This is a genomic window from Paucibacter sp. B2R-40 (genome assembly GCF_025717555.1).
In the GTDB taxonomy this organism is placed as follows: Bacteria; Pseudomonadota; Gammaproteobacteria; order Burkholderiales; family Burkholderiaceae_C; genus Paucibacter_A.
In genome coordinates this window covers 711041-732221 of record NZ_JAJIRP010000001.1, presented here as the reverse complement: position 1 = coordinate 732221, position 21181 = coordinate 711041, and the positions used below count along the sequence as shown (strand labels likewise).

The window sequence follows — 21181 nt, the reverse complement described above, 5'->3', positions numbered from 1 at the left end:
GTGAGCCGAGAGCCTGTATCGGGGCCCTTGTCGAATTACGTCTGTTGCTGTCTCAACTCGGATTTGGTCGAAGCTTCGCTGGTGTCTCAACCACCGGCGAGGATTCCCATGACCAAGGTCTCCCAAGCACCCACCGTGCCATCGTCCCCCGCGCTACAGCCCAGAGCGCCCCATCAACTGAGCATGGCGTTCGAGTCCACTGTGACGCTGGACCTGAGCGACAGCGAGCGGAGCAGTGTGATCGCTCAGTTGGCGACGTTACTCATGCAAGCCGCCGGCGTGGCCGCAGGGGGTGATGATGGCCAACACTGAACAGCTTCCCGACGCGGTACTGCGCCGCAAGGGCCGTGGTGTACGTGCGCCAGTCCACACAGTCGCAAGTCCAGACCAACCTTGAGAGCAAGCGGAGGCAGTACGACCTCGTGGATGAGGCGCGCCGACGCGGATTTACACAGATCGAAGTCATTGACGATGACCTCGGGCGATCCGCCAGCGGGACCGTCGCGCGGCCTGGCTTTGACCGGCTGGTCGCCTGGCTCTGCGCTGGCGATGTCGGCACGGTGCTGTGCTTCGATGCCTCACGCCTGGCGCGCAACGGCCGTGACTGGCACCACCTGCTGGAGCTGTGTGGACTTGTAGAAGCCCGTGTCATTGACCTCGAAGGTGTCTACGATCCCTGTCGCCCCAATGACCGGCTGCTGCTGGGGATGAAGGGCAGCATCAGCGAATTCGAGCTCGGTGTCCTGCGCACAAGGATGTTTGAGGCCGCCCGTGCCAAGGCCCATCGCGGCGAACTGCGGCTCAGCGTCCCCATCGGCGCTCAGGCAGGCGTGGATCCGCCGATATCCGTCGCAGCGATAGTTGCGCTCGAAGATGTCTGTCATGGTCTGGCGTACGTCGGCGTACTTGTCGACTACCCCCAGGCGGGCCCGATGGTAGAAGTAGGAGCGGCGTGCCAGTTCCACTTCGCAGAGCAGATCTGTAAGCATGCAGGTCAGTCTCAGGGCATCAACCAGCTGCACCTTCTCCCGATTCGTCAGGTGCCGCCGGTCGATGCCTAGTTCATTTTTTAGCAGTTCGTTCGCTTTCTTCAGCAGGTCCTTCTCGAGCTGCAGGCGTCTGATGTCTTGTCCATACAGGTCAACGCGCTACTACGCTAATCCGAGGTTCGCAACGGCGCAAAACTGACTAAGGGGTTTCTTCGCCTGCAAATGGACGCTGCATCATCCAGTAGGAAAAATCCTACAGCGATCACTCCGCTAGACGAATGTGCAAGCCCGGTTCTGTCCGACAACGCTTTTTGGCGGCCGTGTCACTATTGACGTTGAATGGATTGATTCCGAAGTGAAATTGAAATCAAGATGTTAATTTCAAATTTCTCTCACCCCTAGCGGTCCACGTTGGTTCGATAATCTCGCGGCTATGGTGCTAGGCGAAAACAATCGCTTTAGCCTTGGCACGCTTAATGCCAAGGAAGCAAACTATGACAACAGTTATTGATAACCCAATATCGGATTACTATGATGCGATTTGCACCCAGTTGCACGAAAACGTCGGTAGTAAAGATAAAAATCAAGATGTTATTTTTAGCCCGAATTTCCTCCCCGAGTTGGACGAGCAACTGAGAGGTTACTTTTCCGCGTCTTCAATAAGTTACTCAAGTATTAACATCGGTTTAGATATCGAAACTATACTGATAAATATGTCCAGGTTCGAAAGAACCCGCACGACCAAAACAAATCCTTCTCTCCTCATGGTCGCCCGCGCGATCGAACACACTCGCCGGACTGGGGAGGCAATAACCATCGTCACGGCATCGTCAGGCAACAAGGCAACCGCATTGCGCGCGGCCGTGTATCGCGCTTACGAGTTCTCACTGGCGACTCCAGACACGCTGAACATAGTTTGTGTAGTTCCAGTCGCCGCTGAATCCAAGTTGTGGGACGGCCCACTCTCCTCCGACGACCTACTGCGGGCTTTCAACCCACTTGTGACCGTCGAGACTTCGACACGCGATATGGTTAAGAAGTTGGTATCCAGCGCTGCACATCGACTTTCTCCTGCAAAGTCAAAGCGACGACTTTGGTTCACTCTCGCTCTGGACAATTACGTACTCGCCGATCAATTGCGTGCTTTCATTGAGATTGACCGGTTTCCACCGGAAGCCCATAGGTGGCACGCTCATAGTGTCTCCAGCGCTTTCGGGCTAATCGGACACAGCCGGGGCTGGGCCCGGCGTTGGCCCAACGCACCGATTCGGCCGGGCTACCTGCTTGTCCAGCAGCTCGACACCCCAGACATGGTTCTACATTTGACCTCGGGCAGTTTCGACCGGGCGAGGTTGCCAAAATACCAACGCAGTGCCGATGGGCAATTTCGCCAAACGGCCTCACCACACTTTCCCGCTGTAACAAGTCGCCCTGACGAATGCATCGACACCACGTTCTACACGTCCGCGCCTATTACTCAGCAGGAGATGGAAGGCTACATCGCTCATAACGGCGGAACTGGAATCGTCGTAAGCCGCGCCGAGTGCGAGCGAATGTATGACGAAATACGCACCGGACTCGCTTCAACTGACGTCCGACTGCCCGCCGACTTGAGCCACTTACGGGAACATTCGTTGCTAATGGCTGCCACCGGAACTCGGCTTGCCCATGCTCGAGGACTGTTAGAGGGCGTCGGATCGGTAGTTATTCACAACAGTGGAAACTACGCCGATGCCGATTTTAGCCCGGTGCCCCAGAAACACCTCACTCGTTTGCACCAAGACCAGGTCCAAGAACTCGATGACCTCATTGAGCGTGCCCGTGGGAGAACATTCCAATGAATTCGCCGATCAGCATACTTTCCGCGGTGGATTTCGACGATGAACCCCTCACTGCAGAAAACCTTTATAACACCGCTCAGGCATTGCTTAAGGAACATGGATACGTACAAATCATTAATGTCCCCACTGGATTTGATTATATCCGCTTTGGTCGTGAATTTGGAAATTTTGTTCCTAACTACGGCGGCGCAGTAGTTGGGAACGTGCGTCCTGAGCCGGGCATGGACGATGTCTACCACGCAGGTAACCATCAACCCCTCACTCCCCACACTGAGGGCTATGACTTCAAAAAACTCCCTCCGCGATACATCATGCTTTGGTGTGTGGTACCCGCAGCGGGTGAAGGCGGAGAAACCACGATTGCGACCACTGAACCATGGATTGAAGCTTTGGATGAGGAGACACGTGAGTACCTCTTCAAAACTACGTATTCATGGAAGACTACCGATGGCGTCCGGCGCCAAGGGCTTGACCTGCGTACCGAGCATCCAATTCTCGAAGATCACGGTTTAGGTCGTATCGTTCGATTTTCTTGCAACAATCTATTGCACAACGATGATACTGTCGTTGTCGCATTGCAAAAGAACTGGCAGTCGCGCTTCGCTGTAGACGCAGTGGGTATTCGTTACGCGCAAAATGATATTTTGCTGTGGGACAACTGGCATTTACTGCACGCACGCAACGCATTCAAGGATAGTCGAAGGCATTTGCGACGCCTGCAGATTAGTGCAGCCGGCGGGCTAAGGGAAACACCCAGTGGTAGCCGATAAGTCTGCTAACCGGATGGTGGTCATCTTAGGACGCGGACGGTTTGCGCGAACAATGCTCTCGCATCTACTAGAAATGCTTGAAGATCGGGTGCAAATCGTCCAATGCTACCGTGAAAATAACGTACCCGCCCCGCCTGAATCGCCACTCCCGTCACATCGCATTCACTTGGCACCTGTCCGAACGTTAATCGGGGACGAGGGAATGGAAAATCTGATTGCATTATTCAGGTTCTGGATGCCAGATATAGTCGTTGTTGCTGTGTCGAGCTATTCTCCGTATCGCTCGAGGGCCGAGACTGGAACACCCTTTGGCGCAACGCTGCCTTTACAACTTCCAATCGCGCTTAATGCCTCTAAGGCAGCGCATGCCAGTGGCATCAGTGCGTTGTTACTCAACGCCTGCTACCCGGAACTAGTCAATCCAATAGCAAGGTTGCTCGGCACCCCATTTGATGTAGGTCTTGGAAATGCCCAAACACTAAATTGGGAGCAAAACTTCGGCGAAGCCGACGGTTTACATGCTTTGGCACACCATTCCCATTTGGGAACTGAATTTGTGAACGAGCCACTGATGTACGACGCAACTAACGTCCGCGTTCATGAAGCCGAGAATCTGCACATCGAAGCACTAAAGCGACGTCGTGGTCTTTCCAGGGCAGAGCGCAATGACCTCGGGGCTACCGCCGCTGCGGCGCTGGTGGCGAGGTTAACTACCTTACCGCGTGTAACTGCCTGTGTGCCTGGGTTTGGAGCCGAAACTGGAGCTGTACCAGTTACGCTGGGTCTGAGTAGGAAATCAAAACCCCGGATCGAACTATCTGATACGGATTTAAACCGGGTGCGCGCTCGGCATAGGCAAGAGTGCCTCAGCGAAGGGTGGATTATTCGCGATGACGCCGTGGAGCTGACGCCCGAGGCTCGCAATGCAATGGCGAACTTGGCGCCGCCAAGTCTTCGTCTGAGCATCAATGATCTGAATTCCTGGGTGAATTTTATCGGACGATCGCTATGACCAGGTTGGCAAAGCTTGCGACCGCAGCGCGATACGGTTGGAGAAACTCGGCGCATCCGGGGATTACCCGAATGCACGCGCTGCTGGATTTTTTCACACCTAAATCTCAGACCGTTACGAGTACGGTGTCGACGCGTCAGGATGCGCCATCCATCTCCTACTCCGGAATATCTAACGGCTTATCAAATATCCTCCAGCTTACCGACGTGCTGCGGTCGCGTGATTTTCCTGGGTCGGTCGAATGGCACAGCGAAGACGGCGATTTGCCGGCTGATATTTCTCTAACGGGTACATCGAAACAGGGGGCGGCTGCGGGTCGTCGTGAACTCGTCTTGCCGTTCCGCGTCCACCTTGTGATTCCCACACCGGATCTGGAATCCGTCAAAAACGCCGTTTCAAAACGAGAACAACCACGGTTCTCGTTGTCGCTGCGACAGGAGCGTTGGCGCTCGCGAATCATCACCGACGAGGCTGAGATTCGCCAATTTTACTTGCGGATGCATCTCCCAACTATGGCCAGCCGGCATTCGGAAGCAGCTCGCACCGAGACCCTTGACGTCGCTTTGCATATAGCTCGACGCGGCGGACTATTCTTAGCCGAATCATCTTCAGAGCCCGTGGCTGGCTGCTTGTTTACCCATGTCGGTGGAGTATTCACTACGCGACTACTTGGTGTCGATGGAGGTGCTGATGAACACTATGAAACAGGCGCGTTCAAAAGTCTTTATTACATGATGCTTCAACATTGTGCAACTAGCAGTTCCATCCAACAAATGGACTTATTTGGCACAGAGGCGTTCATTTCCAAAGGAATATTCCAATGGAAGCGAAAACTAGGTGCTGAAGTACAACCAGCGCCTAACCATTTTCGTCATAAGTTCTTAAGACTAAAAGTGAACCAAGACAAACCTGGAGTACGCCAATTCCTACTGCGCAACCCCATTTTAATCAACACTGTTCATGGACTTGTGCCAATCTATTTTTTTGAGGATGGCGACCGAAAACCGCTTGAATTCAGTGCGAAATTTCGTGGATTGGACCGGTCGGTGCATATTCCGCTAGATGAGTTTATGTCGACTGACGGGAACATATGCCGATACGTCGCTACCGCTCCCGATTGGTTTACTAAAGTCGACCAACCTAACAGAAAAGCTTCCGCACACGAGCGCATGCACATTTAGCAATTGCCTATTCAAGTGAAATTTGAGACAAATTTATCCCGCCATCGTCACGGCCGACACGCAATCGCCTTGGCCCTCGCCAACCTAAGAGCCTCGATATGCATCATATTCCTCGTCCTACCGCACCTATCGAACTTACCCGGCGCGTCATACTTTCCCACCTGGTTGACATAGACGTCCAGCCGGGGGAATCGATCCCGATTTCGCCCGTGATACTCGACAACCTTACTCATCGACGTCTGCAGGATGCTGCTATGGCCTTGCTGAAGCTCTCGAAACGCGCAGCACTCGGTGCCGGTGATTCGACTTCAGAGAGGCTTGAGGCCTATGGAGCCACGGAGCAGGATTATCCGCTGTTTACCTCCGATCTAGCATTCGAGGACCGTTACAGCGACGTGATCGCCCGACCTGATTTCGTGTTAACCGAGTCGGGGCCCAAGTTACTGGAGTTCAACGTCAGCGGTGCTGTAGGCGGTGTGCCCAAGTTGGCGTGCCGACAGGCGGGTCTACAGGCCGCCTACGGAAGGCGAGATTCGATTCGCTGGAATTGGAGTAACCCCTACGATGATCGCGCACGGGCTTTCAGCAACGTGGCCATTAGAGAGGGCGTGGACGGTCGAGTGTTAGTGATTGGATCTACACGTGATCTTCAGCATACCGATAGCGCCAAATGCTTCGATCTCGAAGTCGAAGCTCTACAGCGGCAAGGAATGGTTGCAGATTTTAGCGAGCCGGAGGATCTTGAGAGCATTCTGGATTCCGTCAACGGCAATAGTCGTGCGGCGTTCCCGCTAAGTCTACGCATGTTCACCATTCCGGAGTGGGCTGAGCTTGGTATCGATCTAAACATTGTAAGGCGCTGGCTGAAAGGAGGGTCTCTTCTTCTCACTTCGCAAACTGCATCCTTTTTGGCAAACAAAAAAACTCTCGCGTGGCTTTCTGAGGGTATGCCTTGGATGACACGCCAAGACCGCGCAACTGTAGCGGAGTTTGTCCCCTGGTCCCGCTATTTGGCTGATAGGCAATCTACGCTGCCAAATGGCGCCATTGGCGCACTCTTGCCGTTTTGTCTCAAGAATCAAGAGAGATTGGTATTGAAACAGGCCATCGGCATGCAAGGACTCCAAGTCACCATCGGCCGCGAAGTCACTGAGCTGGAGTGGCACGGTTGCGTCACCGCATCCGCCATTGCAGGTAACTCCATTGTGCAAGAGTATGTTGAACCATGTTCTCAGCAGGTATGGATGAGTCACGGCCGCTACGAAGACCAACTAGAGCTACTCAAAATGCGACCCATCATTAGCTTCTTCGTGTTCGGTGACTGCGTGGGAAGTGGGTGGGCACGGTTCCGGCCAGACCATAGCTACGGAATTGTCAGTTGCCAGGGCTTCGGAGCATTCGAAGCTCCGATTGCTTCCAACTAAATGGAAATCCTATGACTACTACTAGTTCGGACATCGATCTGCCGAGTTGCACTGAGCGAGCCTTGCACGTACGCAGGGTGCTGAAAGAAGCCGGAATAACCTCGCAAGTTGGGACACCGTGCGGAATCCTGGCACCGCTATGGCGTAGAACACACGGCGACGACGACGTGCCACTGGTGACAATTTCCCGCGAGGACACCGCGCTGGGATACGCTGCCGGGCAAGCGCTTGCGGGCGGTTATCCCGCAGTGCTTATGCAAAATTCGGGGTTCGGAAACTGCGTAAACGTCATGGCGTCGCTGGTATGCCCTTATGAAATCCCCATTATTCTCATAATCAGTCTTAGAGGGACCGGGAATGATACAACACCTGAGAACGCTTCAATGGGCTCGGTGACGGCTTCTATTCTCGCAATGTGGGGCGTAGTTACAAATATGCTGGTGGCACCGGAGGATCGGCTCGTCGCTCGCGACCTTATAAAAAGCGGCCCTGTAGCTATTCTTATCGGTCCTGAATATCTCGGGTGGTGCCCATGAATAAGACAATGCTCATTGCTGAAATAGTTTCTAGGTTTGAGAATCATCCGATTATATTCACCACAGGCTATGCCTCCCGCATAGCATTCGGGTTGCGGCCGAGTTCGCCCAACCACTTTTACATGCTGGGAAGCATGGGAATGGCATCGGCAGTTGGGCGTGGCGTCGCGTCAAGACTTGGCACCTCCGCCCGATATCCCGTGATCGTTGATGGGGACGGCGCAGTGCTTATGGGTCTTCATTGCCTCCTGCTGGAGAGGGAGGCGCCTAGTGCGATTCTGCACATCGTCGCGAACGACTCCACCTACGCATCCACTGGTGGCCAACAGGTTCCAGCCAGCATTGATGCCATCTGTGACCTGGCTCGCGCAGCCGGGTATGGCTTCGTAAAAGAACTTCATATGGCTTCGTCAACCTTCGCAGAATCCCTGCCGGCAGCGGTCTCAGCCGTTTTGGGTGGGAACAGTGCCTTACTAAACTGTCATGTCGATCCTGGCCCTAGTCCTTTGGTGCGAGTTGACTTACCACTTCCGGACATCGCTATGCAATTTAAAGCCTTCGTCGACGATCAATCAGGGCGAAATACCTCAGGGACGAAATCACTAAGAGCGGGCTAGAAAGTCGATGTCAATAGGCTATATATCGCTCTTGCGCGATCGCCAATTCGGCACCTTGTTCGCAGCAAAAATTACAACCGTACTGGCTACATCTATATCCGGCCTTTGCTTGGGCATAATAGTTAATGAATCAACTAAATCGCCTCTCCTAACTTCTTTTGCAATGTTCGCCCCATCACTGGCTAATATGCTGGGCGCGACGAGCCTGATGTCGCTGGCCGACTCATCCTCGCCTCGCGCTTTGGCGACTATTTTGCAACTTGGGTGTGCAGCATGTGTAGGTGCGCAAGCTTTGCCGCTGCCGATTTGGATGCGCTTTCTACTGCTTACGCTTAGCGGCCTTTTAATGGCGATCCTCAGTGGGCTCCAGTTCGGCGTAGTCGCAAGAACGGTTGAGAAGCATAAATATGCCATGGCCCGCAGCCTTTTAAACCTGTCGAACGGCGCGATGCAGATATGTGGTTACGCTCTTGGCGGGGTGCTAATTCACGTTGTTAGTCAAACTCAGATATTCCTGTCGCTTGGCCTTCTGATGGCCTTGGCAGCGGGCATTATATTTTGGGGAATCATTCCTACCAATATTTCTACGACTCTAAAGAGCGGTCGAACTAAAAGATCGGTTTTTGCGGAAACTAAAGCGAATAACAAGTGGGCAGTGCTTGATCCCAAAATTCGAATCCTTCTGTTAGCCCTCTGGATCCCAAACGGAATCATCGTCGGTGCCGAGAGCTTGTTTATTTCCTATGCGCACGAAAAGGCTGGATACTTACTTGCAGCCGGAGCGGTGGGCATGCTGTGTGGCGACCTGGTGATCGGCAGATACTTGCGCTCTGACACTCGCAACAGAATCAACGTTTACCAACGGGTGTTACTGGCGGCGCCATATCTGCTGTTCTGTTTTGTGCTGCCGTGGACGCTGGCCGCGCCTCTAGTCCTAATTGCAAGCCTCGGGTTTTCTGCATCGCTGGGGCTGCAGGAACGTTTGGTGGCCCTGACTCCTGAAGATCGTGTTGGTCATGTCCAGGGTCTGGAGTCATCCGGTCGAGTGTCGGCGCAGGGCGTCTTCGCTCTGGCTGCCGGCGGCACAGCCGAAGTGCTTGGGGCCGGTTACACAATTTCGGTGTTCGGCGCACTTTCATTGTTGGTTACTGCATTGCTGGTGCCTCGTTTGACTAAGTTGCAGGGTAGCAGCCATCAAGTCCCACTTCGGCCCAATAGTCCAAGCGTGAAACGCAACAATCAAGACAACGAGCACTAATTTTGGTGAATCTAGTTGGCAGTTCTGTCGCCATGGAAATCGTTGTCTTCTCTACGTAGCCACATGAAAAAACTAGCCATTTACTTTTCCAGTCCTGAACCAATGGGCAGCCCGTTTGATTCCACCATTTACCCTTACTGGGAAATATATAAATGGTTAATCAGAGAGGTGGAAAAAAATGGAGTGGAGGTATATATTGTCCGTGGGGATTCATACTTGGGTGAAGGGGTGTTCTCTGACGGCTGGCGCGTAAGGGGTGGGGTTGTTGTTGCGGTAGGGCAGCACATAAGTGCAGATCTTATTTTCAACCGCGATGACAACAATACCATTCCTGTAATATACGATTGTTTGACTATCAATCACCCCGATCTCGACAGAATTTGCGTTGATAAAGTTGAAACTGCTCAGCTATTCCCTGAGCTGTCTCCAAAAACCAAAGCTATTAATTCTTACGGTGGCTTTACGGAAGTCGTAAAGGAATGGGGTTTCGATCCTGAAAAGATGATCGTGGTAAAAAAGAATTTTCTATCCGGAGGACGTGGTATATATATTTGCCCAGTTAAAGAAGTTATCAAGACTTTTTATGAGAGTTGGGAGGATATCTTGGTGCAAGAATTTATAGATAGTTCGAATGGGATTACGGGAATAGTTGAAGGACTTCACGATATAAGAGTAATCACAATAAATGGTGAACAAGTTTTTATGCTCGTGCGTACTCCGAGGTCAGGTTCATTATTGGCCAACGTTTCCCAGGGAGGAGTCGAGATGCCGTGCAACCTCAGCCAACTTCCACCTGATTTGTCGAAGCTGGTTTCTGCTATAAATGAGAAATTTAGCTATTTCCGACCTAGCATTTTTGCTTCGGATTTCGTTAATTCAAAAAATGGGTACAAGCTGGTTGAACTCAACTCACGGCCAGCTGTCTGCATGCCTTCCTCATCACCCGGCGCAAGAAACTATATGATCAATATGGCGGAGATGTTGGTGAAGGCACTTGCCTAGATAATAAATCCTTGACCACGGCCTGCCTGACTAGAACAACACGCCTCCGCAATTCCCGTGGTGGTTCTTTAAGACGTGTTGGCGTCGCGGCCGATTTTCACCGCATGGGCGCTATGTTTCGTCGAATGTATTAGCGATTATCACGGCTACATCCAAGTCGGTGGTTGGGTCAGGGGGTGGGGCCAGGGCGCATTCCGAAGTATCTTTGCGTGCCAGCTTCTAAATACCCCTAGTAGACTGATGAAATCCCTGCCGCCTAAAAAGCCCGCTAATTCAGAATAATCAGAAATTTCACAGTCCCGAATAACCTGCCTTCATTTCGACGTTTCAAGCCTGTTTTGGGACCGTTCGCCAATTTAAGACGGATTTTCCCCAGCGTGCTAGACGTCTGGGCATCGTTGAACCCGTTTGGGCTACGCGTGGGCATTCAGCTTGCCCCGTCCAGCTCGCGCCGGCATCCCTCCGGCGATCTGACCGTCCCCACTGGGACCAACGAAGTAACGCGGCCGCTAAAGGTGCACGGAGAACAAGTTGAAAGAAATTGGCTACAGAGTAGAGGTTGTTCCAGTCCACAAGATCCGGGCGTCCGAACTTACTGACGAGCGCGCAGTCGACAGTCTTGCGCAGCGCATTGATGCGGAGGGAATATGGCGTACTGCGTTGCCCATTGAAGAGAAAACGCGGCTTGTAATGGATGGAAACCATCGTTTGATGGTGGCCATCCATATGGGTTTCAAGCGCCTACCTTGCGTGCTTCTCCGCTACGACGATCCTAGAGTCTCCGTTCGTGATTGGAACTCGGGCAAGCTACTCATGTGGAGTGACCTTTGCGACATGTTCCAAAGACATGGAGTTCTGCCGTACAAGTCCACCCGCCACATGTTTGACCCTATCCTGCCGCAAGTCGCAGTTCCGCTCAGCGCTCTTAGATAGCGTCCAAAGCAAGGGCTATCTATCGCCGGAACTTGACGCGTTCAGCGACGATAGCCGCGCCAAGGAATGCGTCTGATAGTTGTCAGTGCTATGAGGAGAGTGTCGCCAATTCTTTCCTCGCAGGCCGATGACATAGAACCGCGTCCTCGCCAGCTAAATATGCGCGGATTCATCCCGCCGCTAACAACTGCCACGCCGGACATTTCACCAGTGCGTCACTCACAGCTGCCAGACTTTCGCACACTGCTCCGCGTACCAGGCCGGCACAACCTTCATGTCGCGGGTCAATGAATACCTGCGGATGTGGGCGGAGTGGAAGGCTAGCTCGAACCTCCCCGGCCAATCCATCAACAGCCACACGGCCATGCCAAAGAGGCGGTGTCTTTCAATAACGCCGCGCCGCTCATATTCCTTGCCGCGCTCCGAAAGGACTTGGTAACCCTCGGGCCACAAGTGCATCGCTACTGTGTCATAAAGCTGCCCGCCCCTGCTTCCTGACGACATGACCCGAATCAGCTGCCGGATCACCAGCAGAAGCTCGTAGGCCGGCGTGAAGGTTCTGTTGTCGAGCGTCGCCCAGCCAAAGTCAGTCATGAACTGAAGCGTTCTTATTGCCACGGTTAGCTGCCAGTCCGGCCACTCAAAGCGCTGCTGCACCGCGCGCCAAAGATCGAATCCGCAATTGACGCAGAAGTTCAGCTTTGCCGCATCTATTTGATTTCTGTTGCCCAACTCGCCACGGAAGTAGTTGAAGGCTTCCCCGCACGACTGGCACCGGTCCATCAGCAAGACCCGATGGTGCTCGCACTCCGTGTAATAAGCCAGTCGCCATGAGCGCCGAACGTAGGGGCGCTTGTCGAAGCCCAAGCACATGGGGCAGAACTGCACACCGTACCTTAGGCGCTTGCGGTGCCAGACACCCAACGGAAGTATCCAGGTAGCGTTCCCGTTTGCATGGTGATCTACGTCGATCTGCTCGGCCAAATGCGCGAGCGTGAAAGTCCGAATTTTCGCCGCGTCGATGCCAGTCAGTTCTTCGAGGCGGCCAAGCAATTCCGGAGGGGCCATTCGGTCGATATCGCGATTCCAGATGGTGTGCTGGTTACCGGACAGCTTGCTGCAAAACGTGTGAACCTTGCAGCCGTTTGCTCGGGCCAGAGCGACGATCCATGAGCTGAGCAATTCGTCCGGCTGCCTTTGCGGGTGGCAAGGCAAATTCCATTTGCCGAGTCCGATTGGCCGCCTCAAAGCGAATTCACTGCCTCGTCAACATCATCCTGCGTAACCCAACCCATCTCACTTAAGACTTCAGTCGTGATCATTTCACCTCGACCAATCGCATATTTTGCTGCCATTTTCAGTACCTGCTCGATATCACCGGTTAGACCGAGCGTCAAATCATAAACTGCCTTCACTATGTTCTTTTCTCCAAGATTGCTGGCTTTACGCAATGGCAGTACCTTCTCCCAGTTCTCCAGAAATTCTGCCATTTCCTCGTCAGGTTTCAATCGGCGCAGAATTAGGACTTTGAACCGATTCCTTATTTGAGGATCGACCTTAATGACACTGTAGACCTCAGGCGTTGCCCCTAGGACAATAGGGCGCCTATGGTGATTCATGAGGTATTTAATCCCGTTGAGTGCAATGTCTTGCTTATCCTTCGAATAGCTCATCATGTTGGCTATTTCATCGATAACGATCGCCTTGACTTCAACGCTCTTGATCGTATCCAATACCTTCATTTTATGCCGCATCCATGAAGCAGAAGCCGGCAGTACAATATTCAGCGCACCTGATAACTCATTCCAGAGGCCCTTACCTCCATCCTCGGCGAATTGAACTCGCAAAACGGGAACTGACGCAAATTCGCCCTCCGGATTATCGCTTGCCTGATGATCTAGCTCAAATTCCTCAAGTACAGTCGACTTCCCCATTTGAGACTCGCCGAGAATGATAAAGCTCCGAGGCTTGCGGGCGGATGGAAGGCCGGGGAGCTGGTTCAACTCCTCTCTAATTGCCCGCATACTTTCAAAATCAACAAAGAAATCGTGATCTAAATAGTCTCGGCGCTCATGGTCGCTCAGTGCGGCGATCGTTCGAACCTCCCCGAGCAAATGGAGATATTCCCCTCCCGGCTGCGCCGTTGCATCCATCATTTTTTAGACTCCATTTTTGGTACTCGAAATTTCGGCTGCGCTACAACTTTCGAATCTCCTGGCGTAATTACCGGCCGCTTTTTCAGTAACGGATTGGTTGATTCCTTCGAAGGCTCTTCTGCACGCGAGCCAACCAAAGCTTCCTTGAGGTTTCGCCTGCCTTGTTCCGTCTTGCGCCGTGCTTTCTTTGCTTCCTGAGTCTTACCCTCAGCTGTGCGCTTGATCTCTTCCTGCCTCTTCTTACTTTCATACCGCGCCTGCTCGTGAACCTTTGCAGGCTTACCCCACCGTCGCCTGATCTCATTACATTCCCATAAAGATCTGAATGACCAGTGGACGTTCTGGACTTGCGCTCGAATGTACTTTCCGGTTGTTGGGTCCCGCACCCAAATGCATGCAATGTTTCTCGGGTCATACCTGATTTCATGCTTACGCTCTTCAAGTGGCAAGGACCGATCGGCCCTGTGACTCAGCTTTGAAAGCTCCTTGCTATAGTACCTTTCACCGAATATCTCAACAATCAGGTTCTGCACAACCCTGTATTCGAAAGGCAGCATCACAATATAAACATGCTCCGGGTCCTCTGGAATATCTGGTAAACCCGTCGGAGGAAATACATCACCGTCGAAAATCCCGGCTTCCCAACGCTGCAGCGGGCAGCGCCTTTTCATTCCATCGCCTTCGTGTTCTTTCAGATGGTAGTCATTTACAAGGAACTCGGTAAACAGCTCGTCGAATTCCGTAAGCGTAATTCCAGAATTTGCCTTGGAGTCATACTCCGCTCGCTCGACAGGGTTGCTGAATTTCGTCCCCTTGACTGAACGCTGCTGTATCATGAACGTTCTGAACGCACTTTCTATATGGCCGCCGAAATTCGGCCGATCTACCGGGCGATTTCTAATATCAAAACGCATGTGTCGTGATGCGCTGCGCATCAGATATCCATTTAGGTCAGCAGCGTTGTCCGCAATGATCACGGTCGGATATCCCCAACATGGCCAATTGCCCGTCACACTCATCCTCTTCAGATGCTCATCCTTGGGCAGGAAGGATCGCGCCAGCGCGATGCCGGCTGCCATTGCCGTAGGTTCCTCGAAGGTGAGGTAGTACCCCATCACCATTCTGCTGAAGCAGTCAATCACCAGTGTCAGCCAAGCGTCTGTGAGCGGCTTGCGTTGATCCTCATCGACAAAGATGATCTGAACTGTTGTGTGATCGATTTGGACGATCGCGAGAGGAAAGTCGGCGTCAGGCAATTTCCCTGCGCGAGAGCCGAATTCGTTTCTTGCCTGCTCCTTGCGCCCCTGGGCTATAAGTTTCTGCTGCCGCGTCTTGACCCTACGTTCCGCGTTGTATAGCGTACGCAGGCTTATAGGCTTGAGTTTCGCCTCACGCAAATCTCCGTTCACGAATACCAATACACTCTCGATCGACTGGTACTCAGGAATAAATCTGTATTCATCCAGATTTTTATTTATTATCTTCCACTGCTCTTTATTGAGGCGGATATTGCCTCGGTCCGATCTGTGTGCTCGCTGCAAAGCATCCGCCGTTCCGGTTTCCTCAGCGATTGCGACATATCGGTAAGCAGTTGCAACGGAGTAACCGTGCGCATTCGCTAGCTTGATCGTCGCTTCGGCACGGTCTGAGCTACCCTTTGAAAGCTGGAGGATTGCACACACGTCCTGGAAGTGCTTGGTTGCCTTCTCAATTTCCTTCTTTTGCTCGTCGGTCTGATGACGCTCGCTCGGCAGGAGCCTGATCGATCGACCAGCGAGATGCCGTTTCCAGCGCCCAGTCCGGTCATCGAGTTCTGGAGCGGCCGGCAATGCCCCGTCTGGCGTCAGTCCGGATGTTCCGGCATCATTGGGCGACGCTTCTTCGTCGGCGCCTGAATCCGGCGTCAAAGCACTGGCGAGTTCGTTGATTGGCAGGAACTCTCGATAGTCGTCTCCCAGCCTGCGGGCCAGCACCCGCGCGTGGCGGTCTGGCTCGAGGATGATCCAGTTCTCCCCCTTCCAAGAAACAACCGAACCAACCTGAAGCTCGACGGCGCCTTTCACGTCGGAACCGTCAGCAGCGAATCGTTTTTCAGTAGAACCTTGAGGTCGGTGGTAATTCGACCGAAGGCGATGCAGGCGTACAAGGTCGGATACAGCAGTGCCCGCTTGTAGCGATCCGGTTCCATCTCAAACATCAGCGCGTGCATTGGAGTAGGTCCCCGCGCCTTGAGCGCATCGATCAGTCGCTCGGCGCCACGATCTTTGTTTGGCCTCTCAAGGTGCCGAATCAGAAATTTCACGTTTTTGAGGAAGGGAGTCCGTATGTCCGATTCCCGAAAAACGTCGAACTCCCACCCTCTTAGTTTGGCAAAGTTCTTCGCAGCTGCCCACTTCATTCGGCGCTCTTCATCCGTCTCTCGCGTCGGTAGCCGGGCTCTTGGGCTATCGTCGTCGGCGAAGTCAGGCTTGATCTCAGCGAGCAACTTCGGCGGCGCCTCGGCACCTTCCGGGGCTTTAAACGTGATGAGTACGTCGGGGGTGTAGGTGCGCCGTACGCCGGTCACATCAAGCCATGGGACAGCCTCGGAGGGCCGATCGAAGGTCTCAACATCCTCCTGAAATCGAAGCAGGAAGAAGCAGTCCTCCTCAAGGCTCGACTCGAATGGCACATGGTCAGGGGTCAGTCCCGTTACCTTTACTGGACTCGACCTGAACTTCCGGGTGATCATTCTTAGTTTATACAGCCAAAGTTCTTACCGATCAATGCAAGCTCCAGGCGGCTCGCCGCCGCGACCGGGAGAGATTTCGCTGGCTTTGCACGGTGTGCTGTTTTTAGATGAGCTGGCCGAATTCAACCGCAGCGCCTTGGAGGCACTGCGCGAGCCGATGGAGAGCGGCCGCATCTTGATTTCACGCGCAGCCCGACAGGCCGAATTCCCGGCCCGTTTTCAATTGCTGGCTGCCATGAACCCTTGCCCTTGCGGCCATTTGGGCAATCCGCTACGCGCCTGTCGCTGCAGCCCCGATCAAATAGCTCGTTACCAAGGCAGACTCAGCGGCCCTTTTCTGGACCGGCTCGACTTGCTGATCGAGGTACCGATGATTCGCCCTGCCGACTTGTCCGCGCAGGCCGCAGGCGAAAGCAGCGCCGTCGTGGCGGCCAGGGTGGCTGCGGCGCGTGAGCGCGCCATGGCTCGGCAGGGCTGCAGCAATGCACGGCTGGCAGGCCAGCAGTTGGAGCAGCACATTCGGGCCGAGCCCGCCGCACAGGCCTTTTTGCAAAAGGCAGCCGGCCAACTTGGTCTGTCGGCGCGCGCCTACCACCGCTTGCTCAGGGTCGCACGCAGCATCGCCGACCTCGAAGGCGGCGCCGCTGTCACGCCAGTGCAGATCGGTGAGGCGATTCAACTGCGACGCGGCCTGCGTGCGATGTGAGCCAGCAAGAAAAAGGGCGCGTCCTTCGACGCGCCCCTGGCTGATTGAAGCCGGCGATGTGCTTGCTTTTAAGCGCGGTAACGGCGGCGTTGACCCAGCAAGCCCAAAACAGCCAGCCCAGCGGCCAACATCGCCGCGCTGCGCGGCTCAGGCACCGGGTGACTCACCGCCAAGGCTGAGGCGCCCGAAAACGGGGACCCCGAACCATTGAACCCCCATTGATGCGCGCCAAGATGAACCGGGATCGATGGCAATTGATGGTCATCAATACCAGCCAAGGAGAAGGTGCCAAAGCTCGACGCAGCAAAACTACCCGTCAAATGGTGCGGAGCTTCGGGGGTTTCGCCATGAGGCCCGTCAAGGTGGGTGTACCAAACATCGACGGTCCATTTGTCGGCGGCCAGCGCCGCCTTCATTTCGACATTCCAGTGCGTTCCTTGATAGAAATCCCCACCTCCCGCAGCATTCCAAAACCAACTGATCTGCAGATCAGTCACGGTATCGAGCGCGGGCAACACAAAAACAGCCGCTTGCGCTTGCTGAGCGAGCCCGCTTGCAGCCAATGCAGCCGCCACAATCGTTGATCGGATCAAAGTCTTCACAGCACTCTCCCTAAAGCCAACAACAAGGCTTTCAGCGTAATACCGGTCACACCGTGCGTCTACCCCTAGCTTATGGGGACTCGAAGCGGGACGCCTGCTAGCCGGCGAACTTCAGTCGCGCCGGTCCGATCGCCTGCGCTTGCTGACCCACGCCAAGACCCTATACGGTAGGGCGACGACCATGATCAAGGGCAGCAACGGGAACATCATGAAGCCCGGCATCTTTGACCCACTGGGGATATTCATGTCGGCCGCCACGAACAGCAGCGTCAACGCCAACGCGAAGCCTGCGATCACCCACAACGCCGTGTTCGCCGAGATCAAACCGAAATAGGCGAACGGCAAGGGCGCGACCAGCAGCAAAGCCAGCTGGCCGAGCGTGGCGGCACTGCCACGTTTGCCCCCCGAAGCATCAGCACAAACGCAGGCCGTCAGCAACGCAATCAGATAGGCCACCAAGCCAAGCAACCAGAGAGAGATATTCATTTATGCTTTCATCGCTTTAAAGCAGTGGCGCCAGCGCCCGCTCCGCCGCTTCCTTGCTCAGTTGCATGCGCTCGGCCCAATCTTGCACTTGATCCTCGCCGATACGCCCCACATTGAAGTAGGCCGAGTCCGGGTGAGCGAAATAAAAGCCCGAAACGCTGGCCGCCGGCGTCATCGCCATGCTGTCGGTCAGCCCCATGCCAATCTCTTCCGGTGCCAGGGCCTTGAACAGCGCTCGCTTGACCAAGTGGTCGGGGCAGGCCGGGTAGCCGGGTGCCGGGCGAATGCCGCGGTACTGCTCCTTGATCAGCGCTTCGCTGCTCAGCGCTTCATCCGCCGCGTAGCCCCAGAACTCGGTGCGCACGCGCTGATGCAGGCGCTCCGCAAAGGCCTCGGCCAAGCGGTCGGCGATGGCCTTGAACATGATGGCCGAGTAATCATCCAGGTCGGCGACAAACTGCGCTTCTTTTTTCTCGACACCCAGGCCGGCCGTCACCGCGAACAGTCCTATGTAGTCAGGCACGGCTCCTTTCGGTGCAACAAAGTCCGACAGGCAGCGGTTCGGCCGCCGCACACCGTCCACCACCGGCCGCTCCGACTGCATGCGCAGGCCATGCCAGGTCATCAAGACCTCGCTGCGGCTTTCGTCGGTGTAGATCTCAATGTCGTCATCATTCACCTGCGCGGCCGGGTAGAGGCCGAACACACCGCTGGCCGTCAACCAACGCCCGGCGATCAGGCGCTGCAGCATACGTTTGCCGTCGCTAAAAACGCGCTGCGCTTCCGTGCCGACGATCTCGTCCTTCAAGATCGCAGGGAAAGGCCCGGCCAGATCCCAGGTCTGAAAGAACGGCGCCCAGTCGATGTACTCGGCCAGCTCCGCCAAGTCGTAGTTGCGAATCACGCGGCGGCCGATGAACTTCGGCACCGGTGGCGCATACGCAGTCCAATCGACGGCATGCTTGTTCGCCCGCGCCTGGCCCAGGCTGACCATCGCCGTCTGCTTCTTGTTGGCGTGCAGGTGACGCACCTGGTCGTAGTCGGTCTTCAGGTCGGCGATGAACTTGGCGGCGCGCTCGTCGCTGAGCAAATCGCTGCAAACGCCGACGCTGCGCGAGGCATCGGGCACATAGACCACCGGCCCCTCGTAATGCGGCGAAATCTTCACCGCCGTGTGCACCCGACTGCAGGTGGCGCCACCGATCAGCAAGGGCGTGCCGCGCGAGCGGAAATGCTCGTCGCGCTGCATCTCGGCCGCCACATGCTGCATCTCTTCCAGGCTAGGCGTGATCAGGCCGGACAGGCCAATGATGTCGGCGCCCTCTTCCTTGGCCTTGGCCAAGATGTCCTGGCAGGCCACCATCACACCCATATTGACGACTTCGAAGTTATTGCACTGCAAGACCACGGTGACGATGTTCTTGCCGATGTCATGTACGTCGCCCTTGACGGTGGCGATGACGATCTTGCCCTTGGGTTTGGCTTCGCCGCCCGCGTCGATCAAGGCTTTTTTCTCGGCCTCGATATAGGGCAGCAAATGGGCGACGGCCGCCTTCATCACCCGCGCGGACTTGACCACTTGCGGCAAGAACATTTTGCCGGCGCCGAAGCGATCGCCGACCACATTCATGCCGGCCATCAAGGGGCCCTCGATCACGTGCAGAGGGCGCCCGCCACTGGATTGAATCGCTACCCAGGCTTCTTCGGTGTCGGCGGTAATGAACTCGGTGATGCCGTGCACCAGCGAATGGCTGAGCCGCTCGTTGACATCGCCGGCGCGCCAAGCCAGCCGCGCCGTGTCGTCGATCGCCATGCCCTTGGCGCGCTCAGCCACTTCGATCAGGCGCTCGCCGGAATCGGCGCGGCGATTCAAGACCACGTCCTCGACCCGCTCGCGCAGCTCGGCGTCGAGGTCGTCGTACACGCCCACCATGCCGGCGTTGACGATGCCCATGTCCATGCCGGCCTTGATCGCGTGGTACAGAAACACCGTGTGGATGGCCTCGCGCACCGGGTCATTGCCGCGGAAGCTGAAGCTCACATTGGAGACGCCGCCCGAGACTTTGGCGCCGGGCAGGTTCTGCTTGATCCAGCGCGTCGCCTCGATGAAGTCGACCGCGTAGTTGTTGTGCTCTTCGATGCCGGTGGCGATGGCAAAAATATTCGGGTCAAAGATGATGTCTTCGGCCGGGAAGCCGACCTCATCCACCAGCAGCCGGTAGGCGCGCTCGCAGATCTCGATCTTGCGTGCATAGGTATCGGCCTGACCTTGCTCATCAAACGCCATCACGACTGCTGCGGCGCCGTAGCGGCGCACCAGCTTGGCCTGGCGCTTGAACTCGGCCTCGCCCTCTTTCATCGAAATCGAATTGACGATGCCCTTGCCCTGAATGCACTTCAGGCCGGCCTCGATCACCGCCCATTTGCTGCTGTCGATCATGATGGGCACGCGCGCGATTTCGGGCTCACCAGCGATCAGATTCAGAAAGCGCACCATCGCGGCCTGGCTGTCCAGCATGGCCTCGTCCATATTGATGTCGATCACCTGCGCGCCGTTCTCGACCTGCTGGCGGGCAACAGCCAGGGCGTCCTCGAACTGGCCATTCAGAATCAAGCGCGCAAAGGCTTTCGAGCCGGTTACATTGGTGCGCTCGCCGATATTGACGAACAGCGTGCCGGCATCAACTTGCACCGGCTCCAGCCCGGAGAGCTTCATCGCCGGCGGCGCTGAAGTGGGAGTACTGGTGGAATCTGTAGCAGTCATGGCGGCCTCAAGGAATCGAACAATCACCGGGCCGCGAACTCACCGCGGCCACAAAAAGCATGGGTCGGTGAGCGTCGTTATCAGCAGCCCAGATCGGCGTGGACTGCCTGTTCAAGCCTGGCCTGCGATGGTGAACACACCATGGCGGGTCGCAACGCTCCTTGAACCGTGCG

General features: G+C 55.2%; 17 protein-coding genes, 3 pseudogenes and 1 riboswitch. Of the genes and pseudogenes, 12 read left to right on the top strand and 8 right to left on the bottom strand.

Annotated features, from left to right (window positions below):
- Nucleotides 1-108 precede the first annotated feature (108 nt).
- Both LNV09_RS03240 and LNV09_RS03235 read left to right on the top strand, forming a co-directional pair.
- On the top strand, nucleotides 109-312 hold the full coding sequence (locus LNV09_RS03240) for a hypothetical protein (protein WP_263555625.1): 204 nt from the start codon (nucleotides 109-111) through the stop codon (nucleotides 310-312).
- A gap of 35 nt (nucleotides 313-347) precedes the next feature.
- A pseudogene (locus LNV09_RS03235) lies at nucleotides 348-734 on the top strand (recombinase family protein); the annotation flags it as partial.
- A gap of 87 nt (nucleotides 735-821) precedes the next feature.
- Here LNV09_RS03235 and LNV09_RS03230 read toward each other — a convergent pair.
- Nucleotides 822-1130 (bottom strand): annotated as a pseudogene (locus LNV09_RS03230) (IS3 family transposase); the annotation flags it as partial.
- A gap of 353 nt (nucleotides 1131-1483) precedes the next feature.
- On the opposite strand from LNV09_RS03230, the gene LNV09_RS03225 reads away from it, so the two are divergent.
- From LNV09_RS03225 to LNV09_RS03195, 9 genes are all read left to right on the top strand, one after another.
- The gene (locus LNV09_RS03225) at nucleotides 1484-2830 is read left to right on the top strand and encodes a DUF6002 family protein (RefSeq protein WP_263555624.1); all 1347 of its coding nucleotides are present in this window, start codon (nucleotides 1484-1486) and stop codon (nucleotides 2828-2830) included.
- Nucleotides 2827-3600 carry a TauD/TfdA family dioxygenase gene (locus LNV09_RS03220; protein WP_263555623.1) on the top strand — a complete coding sequence of 258 codons (774 nt, stop codon included), beginning with the start codon at nucleotides 2827-2829 and terminating at the stop codon, nucleotides 3598-3600. Before LNV09_RS03225 ends, LNV09_RS03220 begins: the two co-directional genes overlap by 4 nt.
- Nucleotides 3601-3802: 202 nt before the next feature.
- Nucleotides 3803-4612, top strand: coding sequence for a hypothetical protein (locus LNV09_RS03215; RefSeq protein WP_263555622.1), 810 nt, complete (start codon nucleotides 3803-3805; stop codon nucleotides 4610-4612).
- Nucleotides 4613-4683: 71 nt separating this feature from the next.
- A complete protein-coding gene (locus LNV09_RS03210; protein ID WP_263555621.1) occupies nucleotides 4684-5793 on the top strand; it encodes a GNAT family N-acetyltransferase in 1110 nt (369 codons plus the stop codon).
- A gap of 98 nt (nucleotides 5794-5891) precedes the next feature.
- Complete coding sequence (locus tag LNV09_RS03205) at nucleotides 5892-7217, top strand: hypothetical protein (protein ID WP_263555620.1); 1326 nt, start codon at nucleotides 5892-5894, stop codon at nucleotides 7215-7217.
- Nucleotides 7218-7228: 11 nt separating this feature from the next.
- Nucleotides 7229-7753, top strand: coding sequence for a thiamine pyrophosphate-binding protein (locus LNV09_RS24795; RefSeq protein WP_411969198.1), 525 nt, complete (start codon nucleotides 7229-7231; stop codon nucleotides 7751-7753).
- Nucleotides 7750-8370 carry a thiamine pyrophosphate-dependent enzyme gene (locus LNV09_RS24790; RefSeq protein ID WP_411969197.1) on the top strand — a complete coding sequence of 207 codons (621 nt, stop codon included), beginning with the start codon at nucleotides 7750-7752 and terminating at the stop codon, nucleotides 8368-8370. The genes LNV09_RS24795 and LNV09_RS24790 overlap by 4 nt, the downstream gene beginning before the upstream one ends.
- A 7-nt stretch (nucleotides 8371-8377) precedes the next feature.
- Nucleotides 8378-9628 (top strand): MFS transporter, encoded by a 1251-nt coding sequence (locus tag LNV09_RS03200; protein WP_263555619.1) that lies wholly within the window; start codon nucleotides 8378-8380, stop codon nucleotides 9626-9628.
- A 63-nt stretch (nucleotides 9629-9691) separates the two neighbouring features.
- Nucleotides 9692-10630, top strand: coding sequence for an ATP-grasp domain-containing protein (locus LNV09_RS03195; protein WP_263555618.1), 939 nt, complete (start codon nucleotides 9692-9694; stop codon nucleotides 10628-10630).
- A gap of 1152 nt (nucleotides 10631-11782) precedes the next feature.
- Here the strand turns inward: LNV09_RS03195 and LNV09_RS03190 are convergent.
- Genes LNV09_RS03190 through LNV09_RS03175 form a run of 4 tightly spaced genes read right to left on the bottom strand, consistent with a single transcriptional unit; the run spans nucleotide 11783 to nucleotide 16450 of the window.
- Nucleotides 11783-12778, bottom strand: coding sequence for a TniQ family protein (locus LNV09_RS03190; RefSeq protein ID WP_263555788.1), 996 nt, complete (start codon nucleotides 12776-12778; stop codon nucleotides 11783-11785).
- A 29-nt stretch (nucleotides 12779-12807) separates the two neighbouring features.
- Nucleotides 12808-13719 carry a TniB family NTP-binding protein gene (locus LNV09_RS03185; protein WP_263555617.1) on the bottom strand — a complete coding sequence of 304 codons (912 nt, stop codon included), beginning with the start codon at nucleotides 13717-13719 and terminating at the stop codon, nucleotides 12808-12810.
- Entirely contained in the window at nucleotides 13716-15782 is a 2067-nt protein-coding gene (locus tag LNV09_RS03180) for a TnsB C-terminal domain-containing protein (RefSeq protein ID WP_263555616.1), read from the bottom strand. The genes LNV09_RS03185 and LNV09_RS03180 overlap by 4 nt, the downstream gene beginning before the upstream one ends.
- Nucleotides 15779-16450: a TnsA endonuclease N-terminal domain-containing protein gene (locus LNV09_RS03175; RefSeq protein WP_263555615.1), complete on the bottom strand. Its 672-nt coding sequence runs from the start codon at nucleotides 16448-16450 to the stop codon at nucleotides 15779-15781. The genes LNV09_RS03180 and LNV09_RS03175 overlap by 4 nt, the downstream gene beginning before the upstream one ends.
- A gap of 46 nt (nucleotides 16451-16496) precedes the next feature.
- On the opposite strand from LNV09_RS03175, the pseudogene LNV09_RS03170 reads away from it, so the two are divergent.
- Nucleotides 16497-17156, top strand: a pseudogene (locus LNV09_RS03170) (ATP-binding protein); the annotation flags it as partial.
- A gap of 68 nt (nucleotides 17157-17224) precedes the next feature.
- Here LNV09_RS03170 and LNV09_RS03165 read toward each other — a convergent pair.
- From LNV09_RS03165 to metH, 3 genes are all read right to left on the bottom strand, one after another.
- Nucleotides 17225-17758: a PEP-CTERM sorting domain-containing protein gene (locus LNV09_RS03165; RefSeq protein WP_263555614.1), complete on the bottom strand. Its 534-nt coding sequence runs from the start codon at nucleotides 17756-17758 to the stop codon at nucleotides 17225-17227.
- A gap of 111 nt (nucleotides 17759-17869) precedes the next feature.
- On the bottom strand, nucleotides 17870-18244 hold the full coding sequence (locus LNV09_RS03160) for a hypothetical protein (RefSeq protein WP_263555613.1): 375 nt from the start codon (nucleotides 18242-18244) through the stop codon (nucleotides 17870-17872).
- A 16-nt stretch (nucleotides 18245-18260) separates the two neighbouring features.
- Nucleotides 18261-21035, bottom strand: a complete 2775-nt coding sequence (gene metH / locus LNV09_RS03155) for a methionine synthase (RefSeq protein ID WP_263555612.1) — start codon at nucleotides 21033-21035, stop codon at nucleotides 18261-18263.
- Between the two features lie 35 nt (nucleotides 21036-21070).
- Nucleotides 21071-21177: riboswitch (S-adenosyl-L-homocysteine riboswitch) on the bottom strand.
- Between the last annotated feature and the right edge of the window lie 4 nt (nucleotides 21178-21181).

Excerpts from the sequence above, each read along its gene's own strand:
- LNV09_RS24790 (WP_411969197.1), top strand. The coding sequence starts at position 7,750 with ATGAATAAGACAATGCTCATTGCTGAAATAGTTTCTAGGTTTGAGAAT.
- LNV09_RS24795 (WP_411969198.1), top strand. The coding sequence starts at position 7,229 with ATGACTACTACTAGTTCGGACATCGATCTGCCGAGTTGCACTGAGCGA.
- LNV09_RS03175 (WP_263555615.1), bottom strand. The coding sequence starts at position 16,450 with ATGATCACCCGGAAGTTCAGGTCGAGTCCAGTAAAGGTAACGGGACTG.
- LNV09_RS03200 (WP_263555619.1), top strand. The coding sequence starts at position 8,378 with ATGTCAATAGGCTATATATCGCTCTTGCGCGATCGCCAATTCGGCACC.
- LNV09_RS03225 (WP_263555624.1), top strand. The coding sequence starts at position 1,484 with ATGACAACAGTTATTGATAACCCAATATCGGATTACTATGATGCGATT.
- LNV09_RS03205 (WP_263555620.1), top strand. The coding sequence starts at position 5,892 with ATGCATCATATTCCTCGTCCTACCGCACCTATCGAACTTACCCGGCGC.
- LNV09_RS03160 (WP_263555613.1), bottom strand. The coding sequence starts at position 18,244 with ATGAATATCTCTCTCTGGTTGCTTGGCTTGGTGGCCTATCTGATTGCG.
- LNV09_RS03215 (WP_263555622.1), top strand. The coding sequence starts at position 3,803 with ATGGAAAATCTGATTGCATTATTCAGGTTCTGGATGCCAGATATAGTC.
- LNV09_RS03240 (WP_263555625.1), top strand. The coding sequence starts at position 109 with ATGACCAAGGTCTCCCAAGCACCCACCGTGCCATCGTCCCCCGCGCTA.
- LNV09_RS03220 (WP_263555623.1), top strand. The coding sequence starts at position 2,827 with ATGAATTCGCCGATCAGCATACTTTCCGCGGTGGATTTCGACGATGAA.
- LNV09_RS03210 (WP_263555621.1), top strand. The coding sequence starts at position 4,684 with ATGCACGCGCTGCTGGATTTTTTCACACCTAAATCTCAGACCGTTACG.
- LNV09_RS03185 (WP_263555617.1), bottom strand. The coding sequence starts at position 13,719 with ATGATGGATGCAACGGCGCAGCCGGGAGGGGAATATCTCCATTTGCTC.
- LNV09_RS03195 (WP_263555618.1), top strand. The coding sequence starts at position 9,692 with ATGAAAAAACTAGCCATTTACTTTTCCAGTCCTGAACCAATGGGCAGC.